The organism is Pseudomonas sp. (genome assembly GCF_036387035.1).
Taxonomy (GTDB): Bacteria; Pseudomonadota; Gammaproteobacteria; order Pseudomonadales; family Pseudomonadaceae; genus Aquipseudomonas.
The window spans coordinates 1-17,183 of record NZ_DASVUM010000196.1 but is presented as its reverse complement, the minus strand read 5'-3'; the positions used below and the strand labels follow the sequence as shown (position 1 = coordinate 17,183).

Genomic DNA, 17,183 nt, shown 5'->3' with positions numbered 1-17,183 from the left:
TTACGCGATTCTCATGCGTGAGCAAATCGGCGGCGCGGCCGTCAGTCTGTTGGGCACCTTGCTCGCAGCGGTCACAACCTGGTTGTCGTTCGGCCTGCTGGCGGTGTCTGGCACCCCGGCCATCAGCAACTTCGGTTTGTCCGTAAGCCTGGGGCTGGCGTTCAGCTTTATGCTCGCGCCCTGGGCTGCGAACCGTACCGGTCATGCGCCTGCGGCCAGCACCGGCGAGGCAGCCTCATGATGATCCTGATGTTCTGGCTGATGGCCTTGATGTTGTTCGCCCTGGCGACTTATCTGGGCCGGCGTCTGGGCCTGATTCCCATTGTCAGCCAACTGCTGCTGGCGACCTTTGGCCTGCCGTTGTTGATGTTGTTCTGGATCGAGCCTCACTGGCAGTTGACCGGTGCGCAACTGGTGGCACCGGTCTGGCTGAAAAGCCTGTATGGCCTGAGTTTCGCCATGGTGCTGGGGCATATCCTCAGCGATGTGATCGAACTGAAGATGGATCGCCAGAGCCTGAAGATCGCGGTACCGAGTTTCTGCGTGCCGTTTATCGCAGGCCTGGCCTGTGCGGTCTGGCTGCTGCCGGAACAACCCTGGCTGAGTTCACTGGCCATCGGCCTGGTGTTCGCCATCACCGCAATTCCGGTGCTGTATTTGTATCTGCGGCACATCGACTATCCACCCGCCGCCACACGACGTCTGGTACAGACCGCGATTCTCATCGACCTGACCTGCTGGAGCCTGTTCGCCCTGGCCCAAGGCAGCCTGCACCTGGCCAGCCTGTTGCTGCCTTTGCTCGGAGCCTGCGTGCCGCTGCTGTTGCGTGCTCTGCAAGTGCGTCAGCCGCTGGTCTACAGCGTGACCTTCTTTGCGCTGCTGGTGGTGGCCGAGCATTACAAACTCAACGCACTGATTTTCGGTATCGGTTACTTGCTGTGCATGGCCCGGCTTAAGCAGGCCTGGGTACCGCCGCTTGATCCGCCTTTGTTCAAAGGCCTGCAAAACCACCTGGCCATTCCGCTGATCCTGACGTTCGGCATAGTGCAGATCAATGTACACAGCGCCGTGGCGAGCCTGAGCTGGTTGCAACTGGGCGCGCTGATTGTGCTGCCCATTGCCAGCAAGCTACTGGGTAACTGGCTGGGCCTGCGTTGGGCACCGGCTTCGTTTGCCGGGGCCAGTCGCTGGAAGGAAAGTCTGCTGCTCAATATTCGCGGTTTGAGTGAAATCGTTTTTCTCAATTTGCTACTGCAACAACAGCTCATCACCCCCGCGCTGTACTTCGCGCTGATGGTGATGGGCCTGATGGCGACCTTGCTGCCTGCACTGGCGGGCATGGGTCGCGTGCCGCTGCCGACTCCCTTGAACACTGCCGAACAGGCGAGGAAATCTTGTGCCAATAACTGATATGGAACGTCGCACGGTCGTCGTCATCGGCGCGGGTCCTTCCGGGGCCATCGCGGCGGCATTGCTCAAGCGCAATGGACACGATGTGCTGATCATCGAGCGCCAGCAGTTTCCGCGCTTTTCCATCGGCGAAAGCTTGCTCGCCCACTGCCTGGATTTCATCGAAGAAGCGGGCATGCTCGAAGCGGTGCAGGCCGCTGGCTTCCAGAAGAAGAACGGCGCTGCGTTTGCATGGGGCGAGCGCTACAGCGCCTTCGACTTCAGCGAAACCTTCAGCAACGGCAAGCCATCGACGTTCCAGGTTCAACGGGGCGACTTCGACAAGCTGCTGGCCGACCAGGCCGAACTGCAAGGCGTTGAAATCCGCTATCAGCAGGAAATCACCGCGGCTGATTTCAGCCACCCGGAGCCGGTGTTGCGGGTCCGCCGTTCAGATAGCAGCGAATACAGCGTGCGTGCCGGCTTCGTGCTGGATGCCAGCGGTTATGGCCGCGTGCTGCCGCGCCTGCTGGACCTTGAAGCCCCGTCGAACTTCCCGGTGCGTCAGGCGGTGTTCACCCATGTGGAAGATCACTTTGACAGCACACGCTTTGACCGGGAAAAAATCCTGGTCAGCATCCATCCCGAGCACCGCGACGTGTGGTTCTGGTCGATCCCGTTCAGCAATGGCCGCTGTTCAGTGGGCGTTGTGGCGGCAGCCGAACGCTTCGAGGATAAGCCTGATGATCTTGACGCCTGCCTGCGGGCGTTCATTGATGAAACCCCGAACCTCAAAGGCCTGCTCAAAGATGCCGTGTGGGATACCCCGGCGCGCACCATTGGTGGCTATTCGGCCAACGTAAAAACCCTTCACGGACCCGGCTTCGCGCTGCTGGGTAATGCGGCGGAATTCCTCGACCCGGTGTTTTCCTCCGGCGTAACCATCGCCATGCGTTCGGCCAGCATGGCGGCGGCCTCGCTGCATCGACAGCTGCAAGGCGAGCCCGTGGATTGGGAAGCTGAATTTGCCGTGCCCCTCAAGCGCGGCGTCGATGCGTTTCGGGCGTATGTCGAAGGCTGGTATACCGGCATGTTCCAGGACGTGATTTTCCATGCCGGCGGCACCCCGGAGATCCGCCGCATGATCTGCTCGATCCTGGCCGGTTATGCCTGGGACGAGCGCAATCCATTCGTCACCGAGCCTAAGCGTCGCCTGCGCATGTTGGCGGAAGTCTGCGCGGGCATGGAGCCATGAGCGGACCGTTCCTGAGTGACAGCTACGTCGAGGAAACCCGCTTCGGCCTGTGGTTTCTGCGTAGCTACACTTGGCAACACCGCGTGCTGCGGGTGGCCATTGATGATCTGCGAGGGCTGTTCGACAGCGCGCCGCCCAGTCATCCCGTCTTGCTGGATGCCGGTTGCGGTCAGGGCAAGTCGTTCGAGCACCTGTGCCGGGTGTTCGCGCCGTCACGCTTACTGGGCGTCGACGCCGACCCGCAAAGCCTGACTACCAGCCGCACCGAAGCCCGGCAACTGGGCATTGATATCGAGTTGATCGGCAGCGACTGCGCCGCGTTGCAGGTTCCGGACGCCAGCGTCGATCTGCTGTTCTGTCATCAGACGTTTCACCATCTGGTGGAGCAGGAGCAAGCCCTGGCCGAGTTCTATCGCGTCCTGAAACCGGGCGGTTATCTGCTGTTCGCCGAATCCACCGAGGCGTATATCAATACCTGGGTGATTCGCTGGCTGTTTCGCCACCCCATGCACGTGCAGAAAAGCGCCGGGCAATATGTGCAGATGTTGCGCGATCAAGGCTTCGAGTTCGGTCCGAAGAACATCTCATACCCTTATCTGTGGTGGAGCCGCGCCAAGGATTTTGGCTTGCTTGAACGCTTGAAGCTGCGCAAGCCCATGCCTGTCGGCCAGCGAGAAGAAACCCTGGTCAACGTCGTGGCCCGCAAACCCTTGAACGGTGCAGCTCAATGATTCGTACACTGCTGATCGCCTGCATCTTGTTGCTCAGCGCTTGCGCCAGCCAGGCGCCACTGCCGGACGCCATGCCTCGTTTGAAACTGCCAATGCAGCTGCATGTGCAGCGCCAGCAAGCCGGGCAGCGTCAGGACTGGCTGCTGGTGATTCAGCAGGAATCGAGCGGCTTGCGCTGGTCGTTGATGGACCCGCTGGGTATCCCGCTGGCCCGCCAGCTTCTGATCAACGGCCAATGGCAGGCCGATGGCTTGTTGCCGCCCAATGCCGAAGCTCGGGAATTGTTCGCGGCCTTGCTGTTTGCACTGACCCCGGACACTGAGTTGCGCGACGCTTATCCAACGGCGCGACGCCAAGGCTTGCAACGCAGTCTGGGCGTCCGCTGGGGCGTCGAATACCGCACGGCTGACGTCTTCACCCTCGGGCTCAGGGCTGAGGCGAAAACCAGGCCTGAAGACAAGCTGATCTTCCGCATCAGCCCGCTTAACAACGAGGCCGCTCCATGACTGCCTACCTCAACGCCGTGGGGCTGATCTGTGCCTTGGGCAATGATCACGAAGAAGTTTCCCGACGGTTGTTTGCCGGCGACGGCAGCGGCATGCGCAGTGAAGGCGGTTGGGTGCCGGAGCGTATTCTGCCGGTGGGCGCGGTCAAATCGGTATTGCCGCCGATCCCTGCGCATCTGGCGGCTCACAGCAGTCGCAATAATCAGTTGTTATTGGCCGCAGCGCTGCAAATCGAAGGCGAGATTCGCCAGGCGATCGAACGTCACGGCCCTGAACGCGTCGGCGTGATTCTGGGCACCAGCACCTCGGGCATCGACGAAGCCAGCGACGGCATCGCCGCCTGGCTGCGCAGCCGGCAATTCCCCGACAGCTACGATTACCAGCAACAGGAACTCAGCGCGCCGGCCAACTTTCTTGCGCACTGGCTGCAATTGAGCGGTCCGGCCTACGTCATTTCCACTGCCTGCACCTCCAGCGCCCGCGCCTTGCTCAGTGCCCGGCGCGCTTTGGATCTAGGCCTGTGCGACGCCGTGTTGTGCGGCGGCGTGGACAGTTTGTGCAAACTGACGCTGAACGGGTTTTCAGCTCTGGAAGCCATGTCAGCCCAGCGCTGCAATCCGTTTTCGCGCAACCGTGACGGGATCAATATTGGGGAAGCCGCGGTACTGTTCCTCATGACGCGCCAAGCCAGCGGCACCCATTGCATTGCGCTGCTGGGCGCCGGGGCCAGTTGCGATGCGTACCATATTTCTGCGCCAGAACCCACCGGTCGCGGCGCGTGCCAGGCCATGCAGCAAGCGCTGGATAACGCCGGGCTCAAGCCGCAGGACATCAGCTACCTGAACCTGCACGGGACCGCGACGCCACACAACGACGCCATGGAAAGCCTGGCGGTGAACGCGATGTTCCCGAATGGCGTGCCCTGTTCGTCCACCAAACCTCTCACCGGCCATACGCTGGGGGCGGCCGGCGCACTGGAGGCAGCGTTCTGCTGGTTGAGCCTTGCTCCCGAGAACATCGCCCACGCGCTGCCGCCGCAGTTATGGGATGGCGAAGCCGATCCGCAACTGCCTGCGCTGAATTGGACCAGCCCCGGCGCTCGTCTTGAGCAAAGGCCGAGACGCTGCCTGATGAGCAATTCGTTCGCGTTCGGTGGCAATAACATCAGCTTGATTATCGGAGACGCCCCTTGAACCAATGGCCCCTCGCCGAGCTGATCCCCCATGCTGGCGACATGATTCTTATCGATGAAATCCTCAGTTTCGATGAGGAACAGATTCACACGCGCCTGACCGTGCGTCCCGGTGGCCTGTTCAACCGTGAAGACGGCAGCATCCCGGCGTGGGTCGGCATTGAGTTAATGGCGCAAAGCGTCGCGGCCTATGCGGGCTATCGCGCACGAACCCGGGGCGAATCAGTCGAGCTGGGCTTCCTGCTCGGCAGCCGCAAGTTCGACTGCAACGTCGACCGTTTTCCTGCGGGCAGCGAATTGACGATCCACGCACTGCGCTCATTGCAGGATGAAAACGGAATGGGCATCTTCGAATGCCGACTGACGGGCCCGAATATAGAAGCGTTCGCCCGACTGAATGTGTATTGCCCGCCACAACCTACGAAGTACCTGGCCGAAGGAGCCGCAACATGACTGACTCGATACTGGTCACCGGCTCCAGCCGTGGCATAGGCCGCGCCATCGCCCTACGTCTGGCGCAAGCCGGTTTTGACCTGATTCTGCATTGCCGCAGCGGGCGCAGCGAGGCCGAAGCGGTGCAGGCAGAAGTTGTCGCCTTGGGTCGCCAGGCGCGCATCCTGCAATTCGATGTATCTGACCGCGCCAGTTGCAAAGCCATTCTCGAAGCCGACGTGGAAACCCACGGCGCCTATTACGGCGTGGTGCTCAATGCCGGCCTGACCCGGGACGGCGCCTTCCCGGCGCTGACCGATGAGGACTGGGATGTAGTGCTGCGCACCAACCTCGATGGTTTTTACAACGTGCTGCATCCGGTGATGATGCCGATGATCCGGCGTCGGGCAGCCGGGCGTATCGTGTGCATCACGTCGGTTTCAGGCTTGATCGGCAATCGGGGACAGGTCAATTACAGCGCGTCCAAAGCTGGCGTGATTGGCGCCGCCAAAGCGCTGGCCATCGAACTGGGCAAGCGCAAAATCACGGTCAACTGCGTCGCGCCAGGCTTGATCGACACCGCCATGCTCGATGAAAACGTGCCAGTGGATGAATTGATGAAGATGATCCCCGCGCAACGCATGGGCACTCCGGAAGAAGTCGCAGGCGCAGTGAATTTCCTGATGTCCGCCGAAGCGTCCTACATAACGCGCCAGGTATTGGCCGTCAACGGAGGCCTGTGCTGATGAAGCGCGTCGTCGTCACCGGCATGGCCGGTATCACTTCGCTGGGCAGCGACTGGGCCAGCATCGAAGCCCACTTCAACGCCAACCGCAGCGGCATTCGGCGCATGAACGAATGGGATCGGTTCACCGAACTCAACACGCGCCTGGCTGGCCCGATCGACGATTTTGTGGTGCCTACGCACTGGACCCGCAAACAGCTGCGCAGCATGGGCCGGGTTTCGCGGCTTGCCGTGGGCGCCTCGGAACAGGCGTTGATCGACGCCGGTCTGTTGAACGACCCGATCATCCGCGACGGACGCATGGGCACTGCGTGTGGCTCGTCCACCGGCAGCACCGATGAGATCAAAGCCTTCGGCAACATGCTGCTCAATTCCGTCGCCGAAGGCCTTAACGCCAACTCCTACGTGCGCATGATGCCCCACACGACCGCAGCCAATATCAGCATCTTCTTTGGCCTGACGGGCCGATTGATTCCAACCTCCAGCGCGTGTACCAGCGGCAGCCAGGGTATCGGTTATGCCTATGAATCGATCAAATTCGGTCGCCTGCCGTTGATGCTCGCGGGGGGCGCGGAAGAGCTGTGTCCGACCGAGGCCATGGTTTTTGATGCGCTGTACGCCACCAGCCTGAAAAACGATGCACCACAAACCAGCCCGCGGCCCTACGACATTGGCCGCGACGGCTTGGTGATCGGCGAAGGCGGCGGCATGCTGGTACTCGAAGAACTTGAACACGCTCTGGCCAGAGGCGCACACATCCACGCAGAACTGGTGGGTTTTGGCAGCAATGCCGACGGCGCTCACAGCACCCGTCCGGAGCAAGTCACCATGCGCCGCGCCATGGAACTGGCCCTGGAAGACGCCAACCTGCCACCCGAAGCCATCGGCTACGTCAACGGCCATGGCACCGCCACCGAGCAAGGCGATATCGCCGAAACGCTGGCCACCAGCAGCCTGTTCGGCCCGCGCATGCCGATCAGCTCGCAGAAGAGCTTCCTCGGCCACACCCTTGGCGCCTGCGGCGCGCTGGAATCCTGGTTTTGCATCGAAATGCTCAACCGCGACCGTTACATCCACACCATGAACCTGGACCAGATCGACCCCCAATGCGGCGACCTCGACTACCTGCGCGGCGAACCACGGGTGATGAGCCATGAATACGTGATGAACAACAACTTCGCGTTTGGCGGCGTGAATACGTCGTTGATTTTCAAACGCTGGCGGTGAATGCGCTGCATACATCAAAACCGTAGCGCCTACACGGCCCGCTGCGTCACTAACTCCATGAACGCCTTGGCCATGGGCGACTGCTGATCCTTGCGTTGTACCAGCCAGACTGCGCTGGTGGCGTCGGGGTCGAGCAGGGTTCGGTAGACCACGCCATCGATGCGCATACGCCGATAGGACGCGGGCAATACCGTAACCCCGAGCCCCGCCGCAACCAGACCGATAATGGTCATCGCCTCGCCCGCTTCCTGAGTCATCAACGGGCTGAATCCTGCGGCTCTGGCCAGATCCATCAGCTGTGCGTACAACCCGCTGCCGTAGGTTCGTGGGAAGAACACGAACGGCTCGGCCGCCAGTTCGGACAGATACAACCCCTGCTCACTCCCCTGGGCCAAAAGGTGATCGGCGTTGATGATCGCCACCAGCGGTTCACGTAGCAGCTCTACAACCAGCAGCGAATCAGGTAATGGCAGCGGGCGCATGATGCCGACCTGGATCGATTCATCCTCCAGTCCGGCTGCGACTTCCTTGCTGCTCATTTCCTGCAACGCCAGATGTACCGCCGGGAAGCGCTGACGAAAGGCGAAGATCGCCTGAGGAATGCTCGACGTGAACGGCGCCGACGTTGTGAAGCCGATCTTCAGCTCACCCAGTTCGCCCAACTGTGCTCGACGCGCCACATCGGCAGCCTTGTCCATTTGCGCCAGCACCAGTCGCGCTTCGTCGAGGAATAGACGCCCCGCTTCACTTAATTCGACGCGTCGATTGGTGCGGTTGAACAGGCGTGCGCCCAGTTCCTGTTCCAGCGCCTGGATTTGCTGGCTCAACGGCGGCTGCGAAATCCCCAGCAACTGCGCAGCGCGGCCGAAATGCAGTTCTTCGGCCACGGCGATGAAGTAGCGTAAATGGCGTAATTCCATGGGCTTACCATTAGGTCGTTTTAGATATCAAACAGGTCGAACAATATATTGGAAAGAATGATTAGCGAGCTATATTCTTTTTCTCCATTGCTTGCCGAATCGTCTCCGAGGTCCATTGTGAATCCTGCTGTCGCGACATCCGACACTGCACCTATCACCCTCCAAACAGCTGTTCCATTGGGCGATACCTACATCGAAAAAGACACACCCATGTTCATGCGCACGGTGCTGGCGCTGTTCTCTGGCGGTTTTGCGACGTTTGCCTTGTTGTATTGCGTGCAGCCGATGATGCCTGTGTTGTCCCGGGAGTTTTCCATCAATGCGGCCCAGAGCAGTCTGATTCTTTCTGTTTCCACGGCGATGCTCGCCATTGGGTTGTTGATCACTGGGCCGATTTCCGACCGACTCGGGCGTAAGCCGGTGATGGTGCTTTCGCTGTTCTGTGCCGCTATTTTCACCCTGGCCAGTGGGCTGATGCCGAGCTGGGAAGGGGTGCTGGTGACGCGCGCTTTGGTGGGTCTGTCCTTGAGCGGGCTGGCGGCTGTGGCCATGACGTACCTGAGTGAAGAGATTCACCCCAGTCACATTGGCCTGGCGATGGGTCTTTATATCGGCGGCAATGCCATCGGCGGCATGAGTGGCCGGGTGATCACGGGGGTATTGATCGATTACATCAGCTGGCATGCGGCAATCATGGTGGTCGGCGGATTAGCACTCATTGCGGCGGCGGTGTTCTGGAAGATCCTCCCGGAGTCGCGCAACTTCCGCGCACGCTCATTGCATCCACGCAGCTTGCTGGAAGGGTTCGTCATGCAGTTTCGTGATGCCGGCCTGCCGTTGCTGTTTCTTGAAGCGTTCCTGTTAATGGGCAGCTTCGTGACGATGTTCAACTACATCGGTTATCGCCTGCTGGCCGAGCCTTATCACTTAAGCCAGGCGGTGGTGGGTTTGTTTTCGGTGGTGTACCTGTCCGGCATCTACAGTTCGGCGAAGATCGGCTCGCTGGCCGATAAGCTCGGGCGTCGCCAGGTGCTGTGGGCAGTCATCGTGCTGATGCTGATCGGTATCTCCCTGACGATGTTCACGCCGTTGCCGGTGGTCGTCGTCGGGGTGCTGTTGTTCACCTTCGGTTTCTTCGGCGCACATTCGGTGGCCAGCAGCTGGATCGGCCGCAGGGCATTGAAAGCCAAGGGGCAGGCCTCTTCGCTGTACCTGTTCAGTTATTACGCAGGGTCGAGCATCGCCGGTACCGGCGGTGGAGTGTTCTGGCATTACGCAGGGTGGAATGGAATCGGCCTGTTTATCGGCGCGTTGTTGGCGGTGGCGCTGGCCGTGGCGTTGAAGCTGGCGAAGTTACCGCCGTTGGTGGTGGAGGCGCAGGTCTGAAGCAAGTGAACACAGGGTGAGAGCGAGCGTGCTCGCGAAGGCAATTCGTCCGGCCCTTGCTCTGGGCCTGAACGATTATCTTCGCGAGCCAGCTCGCTCCTACAGGATCAATTAGGCGTGGTACTGCGCCGAAAGCTCGTGTACCGCTTCGATGAACGCACCTGCCCGAGCCGGATCGACCTCTGGCGTGATGCCATGGCCGAGGTTGAAGACATGGCCTTCACCGCTGCCATAGCTTTGGAGGATGCGTGACACTTCGGCGCGGATCGCCTGCGGGCTGGCGTACAGCACGGAAGGGTCCATGTTGCCTTGCAGCGCAACCTTGTTGCCCACACGACGACGGGCATCGCCGATAGGGGTGGTCCAGTCCAGGCCCAGCGCGTCGGCACCGGTGTCGGCCATGCTTTCCAGCCACTGACCGCCGCCTTTGGTAAACAGGATCACCGGCACTTTGCGGCCGTCGTTCTCGCGGATCAGACCGTTGACGATCTTCTGCATGTAAGCCAACGAGAATTCCTGATACGCCGCGTCGGACAGGCTGCCGCCCCAGCTGTCGAAAATCTGCACAGCCTGGGCACCCGCAAGTATCTGGCCGTTGAGGTAGGCCGTGACCGATTGAGCGAGTTTGTCCAACAGCAAGTGCATGGCCTGCGGGTTTTCGTACAGCATGGCCTTGGACTTGCGATGGTCCTTGGATGAGCCGCCTTCGACCATGTAAGTCGCCAGCGTCCAAGGGCTGCCGGAAAAGCCGATCAGCGGGACGCGACCATTAAGCTCGCGGCGGATGGTGCTGACGGCATCCATCACGTAACCGAGGTCTTTTTGCGGGTCCGGGATGGGCAAGGCTTCGATTTCAGCCAGGGTAGTGACGGTTTTCTTGAAGCGCGGCCCCTCGCCGGTCTCGAAATACAGGCCCAGGCCCATGGCGTCAGGGATGGTCAGGATATCGGAGAAGAGAATCGCAGCGTCCAGCGGATAGCGTTCAAGCGGTTGCAACGTGACTTCGCAGGCGAACTCCGGGTTCATGCACAAACTCATGAAATCCCCAGCCTTCGCGCGGCTAGCACGGTATTCAGGCAGGTAGCGGCCGGCCTGGCGCATCATCCAGACAGGCGTAACGTCCACGGGTTGCTTGAGCAGGGCACGAAGGAAACGGTCGTTCTTCAAGGCAGTCATGTCGGCATCCGCAAAAAAAGTGGGGGCATTTTCTCAGACGCGGACGCAAAAGGCACGGCTAGAAGCCGTGCCTTTTATCTATCGAGTCGATTTGTCGCGCAGAACGACACGAAACCAAACACTGTGGGAGCGAATTCACTCACGAAGGCGGAGTGTCAGGCAGCACTGATGTTGCTGCTGAAACCACTTCGCAAATAAATTCGCTCCCACAATAGATCACAGAGCGTCGATCAAACGCCCAGATAATCCAGAATCCCCTCAGCCGCGTTACGGCCTTCGAAGATTGCCGTCACCACCAGATCGGAACCGCGAACCATGTCGCCACCGGCGAAGATTTTCGGGTTGCTGGTCTGGTGCTTGTACTGCGCCTGTTCCGGGGCGATGACGCGGCCCTGGCTGTCGGTCTGGATGCTGAATTGCTCGAACCATGGCGCCGGGCTTGGACGGAAGCCGAACGCAATGACCACGGCGTCGGCCGGAATAATCTCTTCGGAACCCGGAATGGGCTCAGGGCTGCGACGGCCACGGGCGTCGGGTTCGCCCAGACGAGTTTCCACAACCTTGACGCCTTCGACCCGATCTTCACCGACGATGGCGATGGGTTGGCGGTTGTAGAGGAATTTCACGCCCTCTTCCTTGGCGTTCTTCACTTCCTTGCGTGAGCCGGGCATGTTTTCTTCGTCGCGACGGTATGCACAGGTCACCGACCTGGCGCCCTGGCGAATCGAGGTACGGTTGCAGTCCATGGCCGTGTCACCGCCGCCGAGCACGACAATTTTCTTGCCCTTCATGTCGACGAAATCTTCCGGGGACTTTTCAAAGCCCAGGTTGCGATTGACGTTGGCGATGAGGAAGTCGAGCGCGTCATGCACGCCCGGCAGGTCTTCGCCAGCAAAGCCGCCTTTCATGTAGGTGTAGGTGCCCATGCCCATGAATACGGCATCGTACTCTTCGAGCAATTGGTCAACGGTCACGTCCTTGCCGACTTCGGTATTGAGGCGGAACTCGATACCCATGCCGGTGAACACTTCACGGCGATGGCTCAGCACGGTTTTTTCCAGCTTGAACTCAGGGATACCGAAGGTCAGCAGACCACCGATTTCCGGGTTCTTGTCGAAGACGACCGGCGTCACGCCGCCGCGCACCAGCACATCGGCACAGCCAAGGCCCGCCGGGCCGGCACCGATGATGGCGACGCGCTTGCCATTGCGCACGACTTTGGACATGTCCGGGCGCCAGCCCATGGCGAATGCGGTATCAGTGATGTACTTCTCCACCGAACCGATGGTCACCGCGCCGAAACCGTCGTTCAGGGTACACGCACCTTCGCACAGACGATCCTGCGGGCAGACCCGGCCGCAGACTTCCGGCAACGTGTTGGTCTGGTGCGACAGCTCGGCGGCGGCCAGGATATTGCCTTCGGCAACCAGCTTGAGCCAGTTGGGAATGAAGTTGTGTACCGGGCATTTCCACTCGCAATACGGGTTACCGCAGCCCAGGCAACGGTGGGCCTGATCGGCCGACTGCTGGGGCTTGAAAGGTTCGTAGATTTCCACGAACTCTTTCTTGCGTTGACGCAGCAGCTTCTTCTTCGGGTCTTTACGCCCGACATCGAGGAATTGAAAGTCGTTACTGAGACGTTCAGCCATTTGGAGCCTCTTCGCGGCAGCCTCAAGCTAAAAGCTTCAAGCTGCAAGAAATCAAATTCTGTTCACCCCACGGAACTGCAAGCTTGTCGCTGAAAGCTTGCAGCTCGTGGCTGCTTTTATTGCGGGTTCGCGCGGGTGCTGGAGAGCAGCGATTTGAGCGTCGCAGCCTTGGGCTTGACCATCCAGAAGCGGCGCAGGTAATCGTCCAGGTTTTCCCAGACGTTACGGCCCCACTCGCTGTCGGTTTCCTCGACATACTCGGCCAGGACGCGTTCCAGATGGCTGCGATAGGCTTCCATCGACTCACCGCTGATACGCTGGATTTCGACCAGCTCGTGGTTGACCCGGTCAACGAAGGTGTTGTCCAGGTCGAGCACGTAGGCGAAACCACCGGTCATGCCGGAACCGAAGTTGTACCCGGTCTTGCCCAAAACGCAGACGAAACCGCCAGTCATGTATTCACAGCAGTGATCGCCGGTACCTTCCACGATGGTGTGGGCGCCGGAGTTACGTACTGCGAAACGCTCGCCCGCCGTACCGGCAGCGAACAGCTTGCCGCCAGTGGCGCCGTACAAGCAGGTGTTGCCGATGATGGCACTTTCCTGAGTCTTGAACGGGCTGCCTTTGGGCGGAACGATGACCAGCTTGCCAGCCGTCATGCCTTTGCCGACGTAGTCGTTGGCGTCGCCTTCCAGATACATGTTCAGGCCGCCCGCGTTCCACACGCCGAAGCTCTGCCCTGCCGTGCCTTTGAAGCGGAACGTGATCGGCGCCTTGTTCATGCCCTGGTTGCCATGCAGCTTGGCGATTTCCCCGGAAATCCGCGCGCCGATGGACCGGTCGCAGTTGCAGATATCCATGGTGTATTCGCCGCCACTCATGCTTTCGATGGCCGGTTTGGCCAGCTCCACCATGCGCTCGGCCATCAGGCCCTTGTCGAACGGCGGATTGCGGTCCACAAGGCTGAACTGAGGTTTGTCAGCCGGAATATGGTCGCTGCCGAGCAACGGCGTCAGGTCAAGGTGCTGCTGTTTGGCGGTTTCACCCGGCAGGATGTCCAGCAGATCAGTGCGACCAATCAGCTCTTCCAGGGAACGCACGCCCAGCCTGGCCAGCCACTCGCGAGTCTCTTCGGCCACGTAGGTGAAGAAGTTGATCACCATCTCGACAGTGCCGATGTAGTGATCCTTGCGCAGCTTTTCATTCTGGGTTGCGACGCCGGTAGCGCAGTTGTTCAGGTGGCAGATACGCAGGTATTTGCAGCCCAGCGCAATCATAGGCGCGGTGCCGAAACCGAAGCTCTCGGCGCCGAGAATCGCTGCCTTGATTACGTCCAGACCGGTTTTCAGGCCACCGTCGGTTTGTACCCGAACCTTGCCACGCAGGTCGTTACCGCGCAGGGTCTGGTGGGTTTCGGCCAGACCGAGTTCCCACGGAGCGCCCGCGTATTTGATCGACGACAACGGCGATGCGCCTGTGCCGCCGTCATAGCCGGAAATGGTGATCAGGTCGGCGTAGGCCTTGGCCACGCCAGCAGCAATCGTACCGACGCCCGCTTCGGCCACCAGTTTGACCGAGACCAGCGCAGCCGGGTTGACCTGCTTGAGGTCGAAAATCAGCTGCGACAAATCTTCGATGGAATAGATGTCGTGGTGCGGCGGAGGCGAAATCAGCGTCACGCCCGGCACCGCATAACGCAGCTTGGCGATCAGACCGTTCACTTTACCGCCCGGCAGTTGCCCGCCCTCGCCCGGCTTGGCGCCCTGCGCAACCTTGATCTGCAACACATCGGCGTTGACCAGATACTCAGGCGTAACGCCAAAGCGACCCGTGGCAATCTGCTTGATCTTGGAGCTGCGGATGGTGCCGTAGCGAGCAGGATCTTCGCCGCCCTCACCGGAGTTGGAGCGTGCGCCCAGACGGTTCATCGCTTCAGCCAGTGCTTCGTGGGCTTCCGGCGACAGTGCGCCCAAGGAAATACCGGCCGAGTCAAAGCGCTTGAGAATCTCGCTCAGCGGTTCGACCTCATCAATGGCCATCGGCGTTTCGAGGGTCTTGACCTGGAACAGGTCGCGAATCATCGAGACGGGACGGTTATCCACCAGAGCGGTGTATTCCTTGAACTTGCTGTAGTCGCCTTGTTGGACGGCAGCTTGCAGCATGCTCACTACATCCGGGTTATAGGCGTGGTATTCACCGCCGAACACGAATTTGAGCAGGCCGCCTTGCTGGATAGGCTTGCGCGGGCTCCAGGCTTCGGCGGCCAGGGCTTTCTGCTCGGCTTCCAGATCAACGAAACGCGCACCTTTGATGCGGCTCGGTACGCCACGGAAACTCAGGTCGCAGACTGCTTCGGACAAACCGATGGCTTCGAACAGCTGCGCGCCACGGTACGAGGTGATGGTGGAGATACCCATCTTCGACAGAATCTTGAGCAGGCCTTTGGTGATGCCTTTACGGTAGTTCTTGAACACCTCGTAAAGGTCGCCCAGCACTTCACCGGTGCGGATCAGGTCGCCCAGCACTTCGTAGGCCAGGAACGGATAGACCGCCGAAGCGCCAAAGCCGATCAATACCGCGAAATGGTGCGGATCTCGCGCAGTGGCGGTTTCGACCAGGATGTTGCTGTCGCAGCGCAGACCTTTTTCTGTCAGACGATGGTGAACAGCGCCTACAGCCAGGGAAGCGTGAGCCGGCAGTTTGCCCGGCGCGATATGACGGTCGGTCAGGACGATCTGGGTCCGACCGGCGCGCACGGCTTCTTCAGCCTGATCGGCGATGTTGCGCACCGCGGCTTCCAGGCCAATGTGCTCGTCATAGTTGAGGTCAATGATCTGCCGCTCGAAGCCCGGACGCTCCAGGGTCATCAGCGAACGCCACTTGGCCGGGGAAATGACCGGCGAGCTGAGGATCACGCGAGAAGCATGCTCCGGCGATTCCTGGAAAATGTTGCGCTCGGCGCCGAGGCAGATTTCCAGCGACATGACGATGGCTTCACGCAGCGGATCGATTGGCGGGTTGGTGACCTGCGCGAACTGCTGGCGGAAATAGTCGTAGGGCGAACGGACACGATGCGACAGCACAGCCATCGGCGTGTCATCACCCATGGAACCGACTGCTTCCTGACCTTGCTCACCCAGCGGGCGCAATACTTGATCGCGCTCCTCGAAAGTAACCTGGTACATCTTCATGTACTGCTTGAGCTGGTCGGCGTTGTAGAAAGCCGAACCATGGTCGTTGTCTTCGATGGTCGCCTGGATGCGCAACGCGTTCTTGCGCAGCCACTGCTTGTACGGATGACGCGACTTCAAGCGGTTGTCGATGGCGTCGGTGTCGAGGATCTGGCCGGTTTCGGTGTCCACGGCAAAGATCTGACCTGGCCCGACGCGGCCCTTGGCGATGACGTCTTCAGGCTTGTAGTCCCACACGCCGATTTCCGACGCCAGGGTGATGTAGCCGTTTTTGGTGGTGACCCAGCGCGCCGGGCGCAGACCGTTACGGTCCAGCAGGCAGACCGCGTGGCGACCTTCGGTCATCACGACGCCTGCCGGGCCGTCCCACGGTTCCATGTGCATGGAGTTGTACTCATAGAACGCCCGCAGATCGGGGTCCATGGTTTCAACGTTCTGCCACGCAGGCGGAATGATCATGCGCACGCCACGGAACAGGTCGATGCCGCCCGTGACCATCAGTTCGAGCATGTTGTCCATGCTCGACGAATCGGAACCCACGCGGTTAACCAGCGGGCCCAGCTCGTCGAGGTCAGGAATCAATTCGTTGGCGAATTTGGTGCGCCGGGCCTGGGCCCAGTTGCGGTTGCCGGTGATGGTGTTGATCTCGCCGTTGTGGGCGAGGAAGCGGAACGGCTGTGCCAGCGGCCATTTCGGCAAGGTGTTGGTGGAGAAGCGCTGGTGAAACACGCAAATCGCGGTTTGCAGGCGCTCGTCGCTCAGGTCCGGGAAAAATGCCGTCAAGTCGCGCGGCATCATCAGGCCTTTATAGATGATGGTCTTGTGGGAAAAGCTGCAGATGTAGTGATCAGTGTCTGCAGCATTGGCTACCGACGAACGGCGACGGGCGCTGAACAGCTTGATGGCCATTTCCTGATCGCTCAGGCCTTCACCACCGATGAACACCTGCTCGATTTTCGGCAAACGCTCCAGGGCCAGTCGACCCAGCACGCTGGTATCGATAGGCACCTGACGCCAGCCGATCAACGTCAGGCCAGCGGCAATAATCTCGCGATTCATGTTGTCGCGCGCGGCTTCAGCCTTGGCGTCGTCCTGGTTGAGGAACACCATGCCCACGGCATATTGCGCTGGCAGCTCATTACCAAAGTGCTCTTTGGCGATGGCGCGCAGGAACGCGTCCGGCTTCTGAATCAACAGCCCGCAACCGTCGCCGGTCTTGCCGTCAGCGTTGATCCCACCGCGATGGGTCATGCAGGTCAGGGCTTGGATAGCCGTCTGCAACAGGTGATGACTGGGCTCGCCTTGCATATGGGCGATCAGGCCGAAACCACAGTTATCCTTGAATTCATCTGGATGGTACAGACCTGCTTTCATAGACACTTTC

Annotated in this window: 13 protein-coding genes and 1 pseudogene; 10 read left to right on the top strand and 4 right to left on the bottom strand. The window is 60.3% G+C overall.

All coding sequences use genetic code 11. The annotated features are described in order from the left end of the window. The 9 genes and pseudogenes from VF672_RS18715 to VF672_RS18675 form a co-directional block, all read left to right on the top strand. Positions 1-241, top strand: a pseudogene (locus VF672_RS18715) (hypothetical protein); the annotation flags it as partial. After that, entirely contained in the window at positions 238-1,410 is a 1,173-nt protein-coding gene (locus VF672_RS18710; RefSeq protein WP_331106043.1) for a sodium:proton antiporter, read from the top strand. The pseudogene VF672_RS18715 and the gene VF672_RS18710, both read left to right, overlap by 4 nt. Beyond that, a complete protein-coding gene (locus VF672_RS18705) occupies positions 1,397-2,644 on the top strand; it encodes an NAD(P)/FAD-dependent oxidoreductase (RefSeq protein ID WP_331106042.1) in 1,248 nt (415 codons plus the stop codon). Before VF672_RS18710 ends, VF672_RS18705 begins: the two co-directional genes overlap by 14 nt. After that, a complete protein-coding gene (locus tag VF672_RS18700) occupies positions 2,641-3,375 on the top strand; it encodes a class I SAM-dependent methyltransferase (RefSeq protein WP_331106041.1) in 735 nt (244 codons plus the stop codon). The genes VF672_RS18705 and VF672_RS18700 overlap by 4 nt, the downstream gene beginning before the upstream one ends. Beyond that, on the top strand, positions 3,372-3,881 hold the full coding sequence (locus VF672_RS18695; protein ID WP_331106040.1) for a hypothetical protein: 510 nt from the start codon (positions 3,372-3,374) through the stop codon (positions 3,879-3,881). Before VF672_RS18700 ends, VF672_RS18695 begins: the two co-directional genes overlap by 4 nt. After that, the gene (locus VF672_RS18690; RefSeq protein WP_331106039.1) at positions 3,878-5,074 is read left to right on the top strand and encodes a beta-ketoacyl-[acyl-carrier-protein] synthase family protein; all 1,197 of its coding nucleotides are present in this window, start codon (positions 3,878-3,880) and stop codon (positions 5,072-5,074) included. Before VF672_RS18695 ends, VF672_RS18690 begins: the two co-directional genes overlap by 4 nt. Beyond that, positions 5,071-5,526 carry a hotdog family protein gene (locus tag VF672_RS18685; RefSeq protein WP_331106038.1) on the top strand — a complete coding sequence of 152 codons (456 nt, stop codon included), beginning with the start codon at positions 5,071-5,073 and terminating at the stop codon, positions 5,524-5,526. Before VF672_RS18690 ends, VF672_RS18685 begins: the two co-directional genes overlap by 4 nt. Further along, positions 5,523-6,251 (top strand): 3-oxoacyl-ACP reductase FabG, encoded by a 729-nt coding sequence (fabG, locus tag VF672_RS18680; RefSeq protein WP_331106037.1) that lies wholly within the window; start codon positions 5,523-5,525, stop codon positions 6,249-6,251. Before VF672_RS18685 ends, fabG begins: the two co-directional genes overlap by 4 nt. Continuing rightward, a complete protein-coding gene (locus VF672_RS18675; RefSeq protein ID WP_331106036.1) occupies positions 6,251-7,477 on the top strand; it encodes a beta-ketoacyl-ACP synthase in 1,227 nt (408 codons plus the stop codon). The genes fabG and VF672_RS18675 overlap by 1 nt, the downstream gene beginning before the upstream one ends. Positions 7,478-7,506: 29 nt before the next feature. Here VF672_RS18675 and VF672_RS18670 read toward each other — a convergent pair whose 3' ends face one another. After that, positions 7,507-8,397, bottom strand: coding sequence for a LysR family transcriptional regulator (locus tag VF672_RS18670; protein ID WP_331106035.1), 891 nt, complete (start codon positions 8,395-8,397; stop codon positions 7,507-7,509). A gap of 117 nt (positions 8,398-8,514) precedes the next feature. Here VF672_RS18670 and VF672_RS18665 point away from each other — a divergent pair, with 117 nt between their 5' ends. After that, a complete protein-coding gene (locus tag VF672_RS18665; protein WP_331106034.1) occupies positions 8,515-9,783 on the top strand; it encodes an MFS transporter in 1,269 nt (422 codons plus the stop codon). 111 nt (positions 9,784-9,894) lie between these two features. Here VF672_RS18665 and hemE read toward each other — a convergent pair whose 3' ends face one another. From hemE to gltB, 3 genes are all read right to left on the bottom strand, one after another. Next, positions 9,895-10,959: a uroporphyrinogen decarboxylase gene (gene hemE, locus VF672_RS18660; protein ID WP_331106033.1), complete on the bottom strand. Its 1,065-nt coding sequence runs from the start codon at positions 10,957-10,959 to the stop codon at positions 9,895-9,897. Positions 10,960-11,189: 230 nt separating this feature from the next. Next, positions 11,190-12,608 carry an FAD-dependent oxidoreductase gene (locus VF672_RS18655; RefSeq protein WP_331106032.1) on the bottom strand — a complete coding sequence of 473 codons (1,419 nt, stop codon included), beginning with the start codon at positions 12,606-12,608 and terminating at the stop codon, positions 11,190-11,192. A gap of 116 nt (positions 12,609-12,724) precedes the next feature. Beyond that, positions 12,725-17,173, bottom strand: a complete 4,449-nt coding sequence (gltB, locus tag VF672_RS18650; RefSeq protein WP_331106031.1) for a glutamate synthase large subunit — start codon at positions 17,171-17,173, stop codon at positions 12,725-12,727. Positions 17,174-17,183 lie beyond the last annotated feature (10 nt).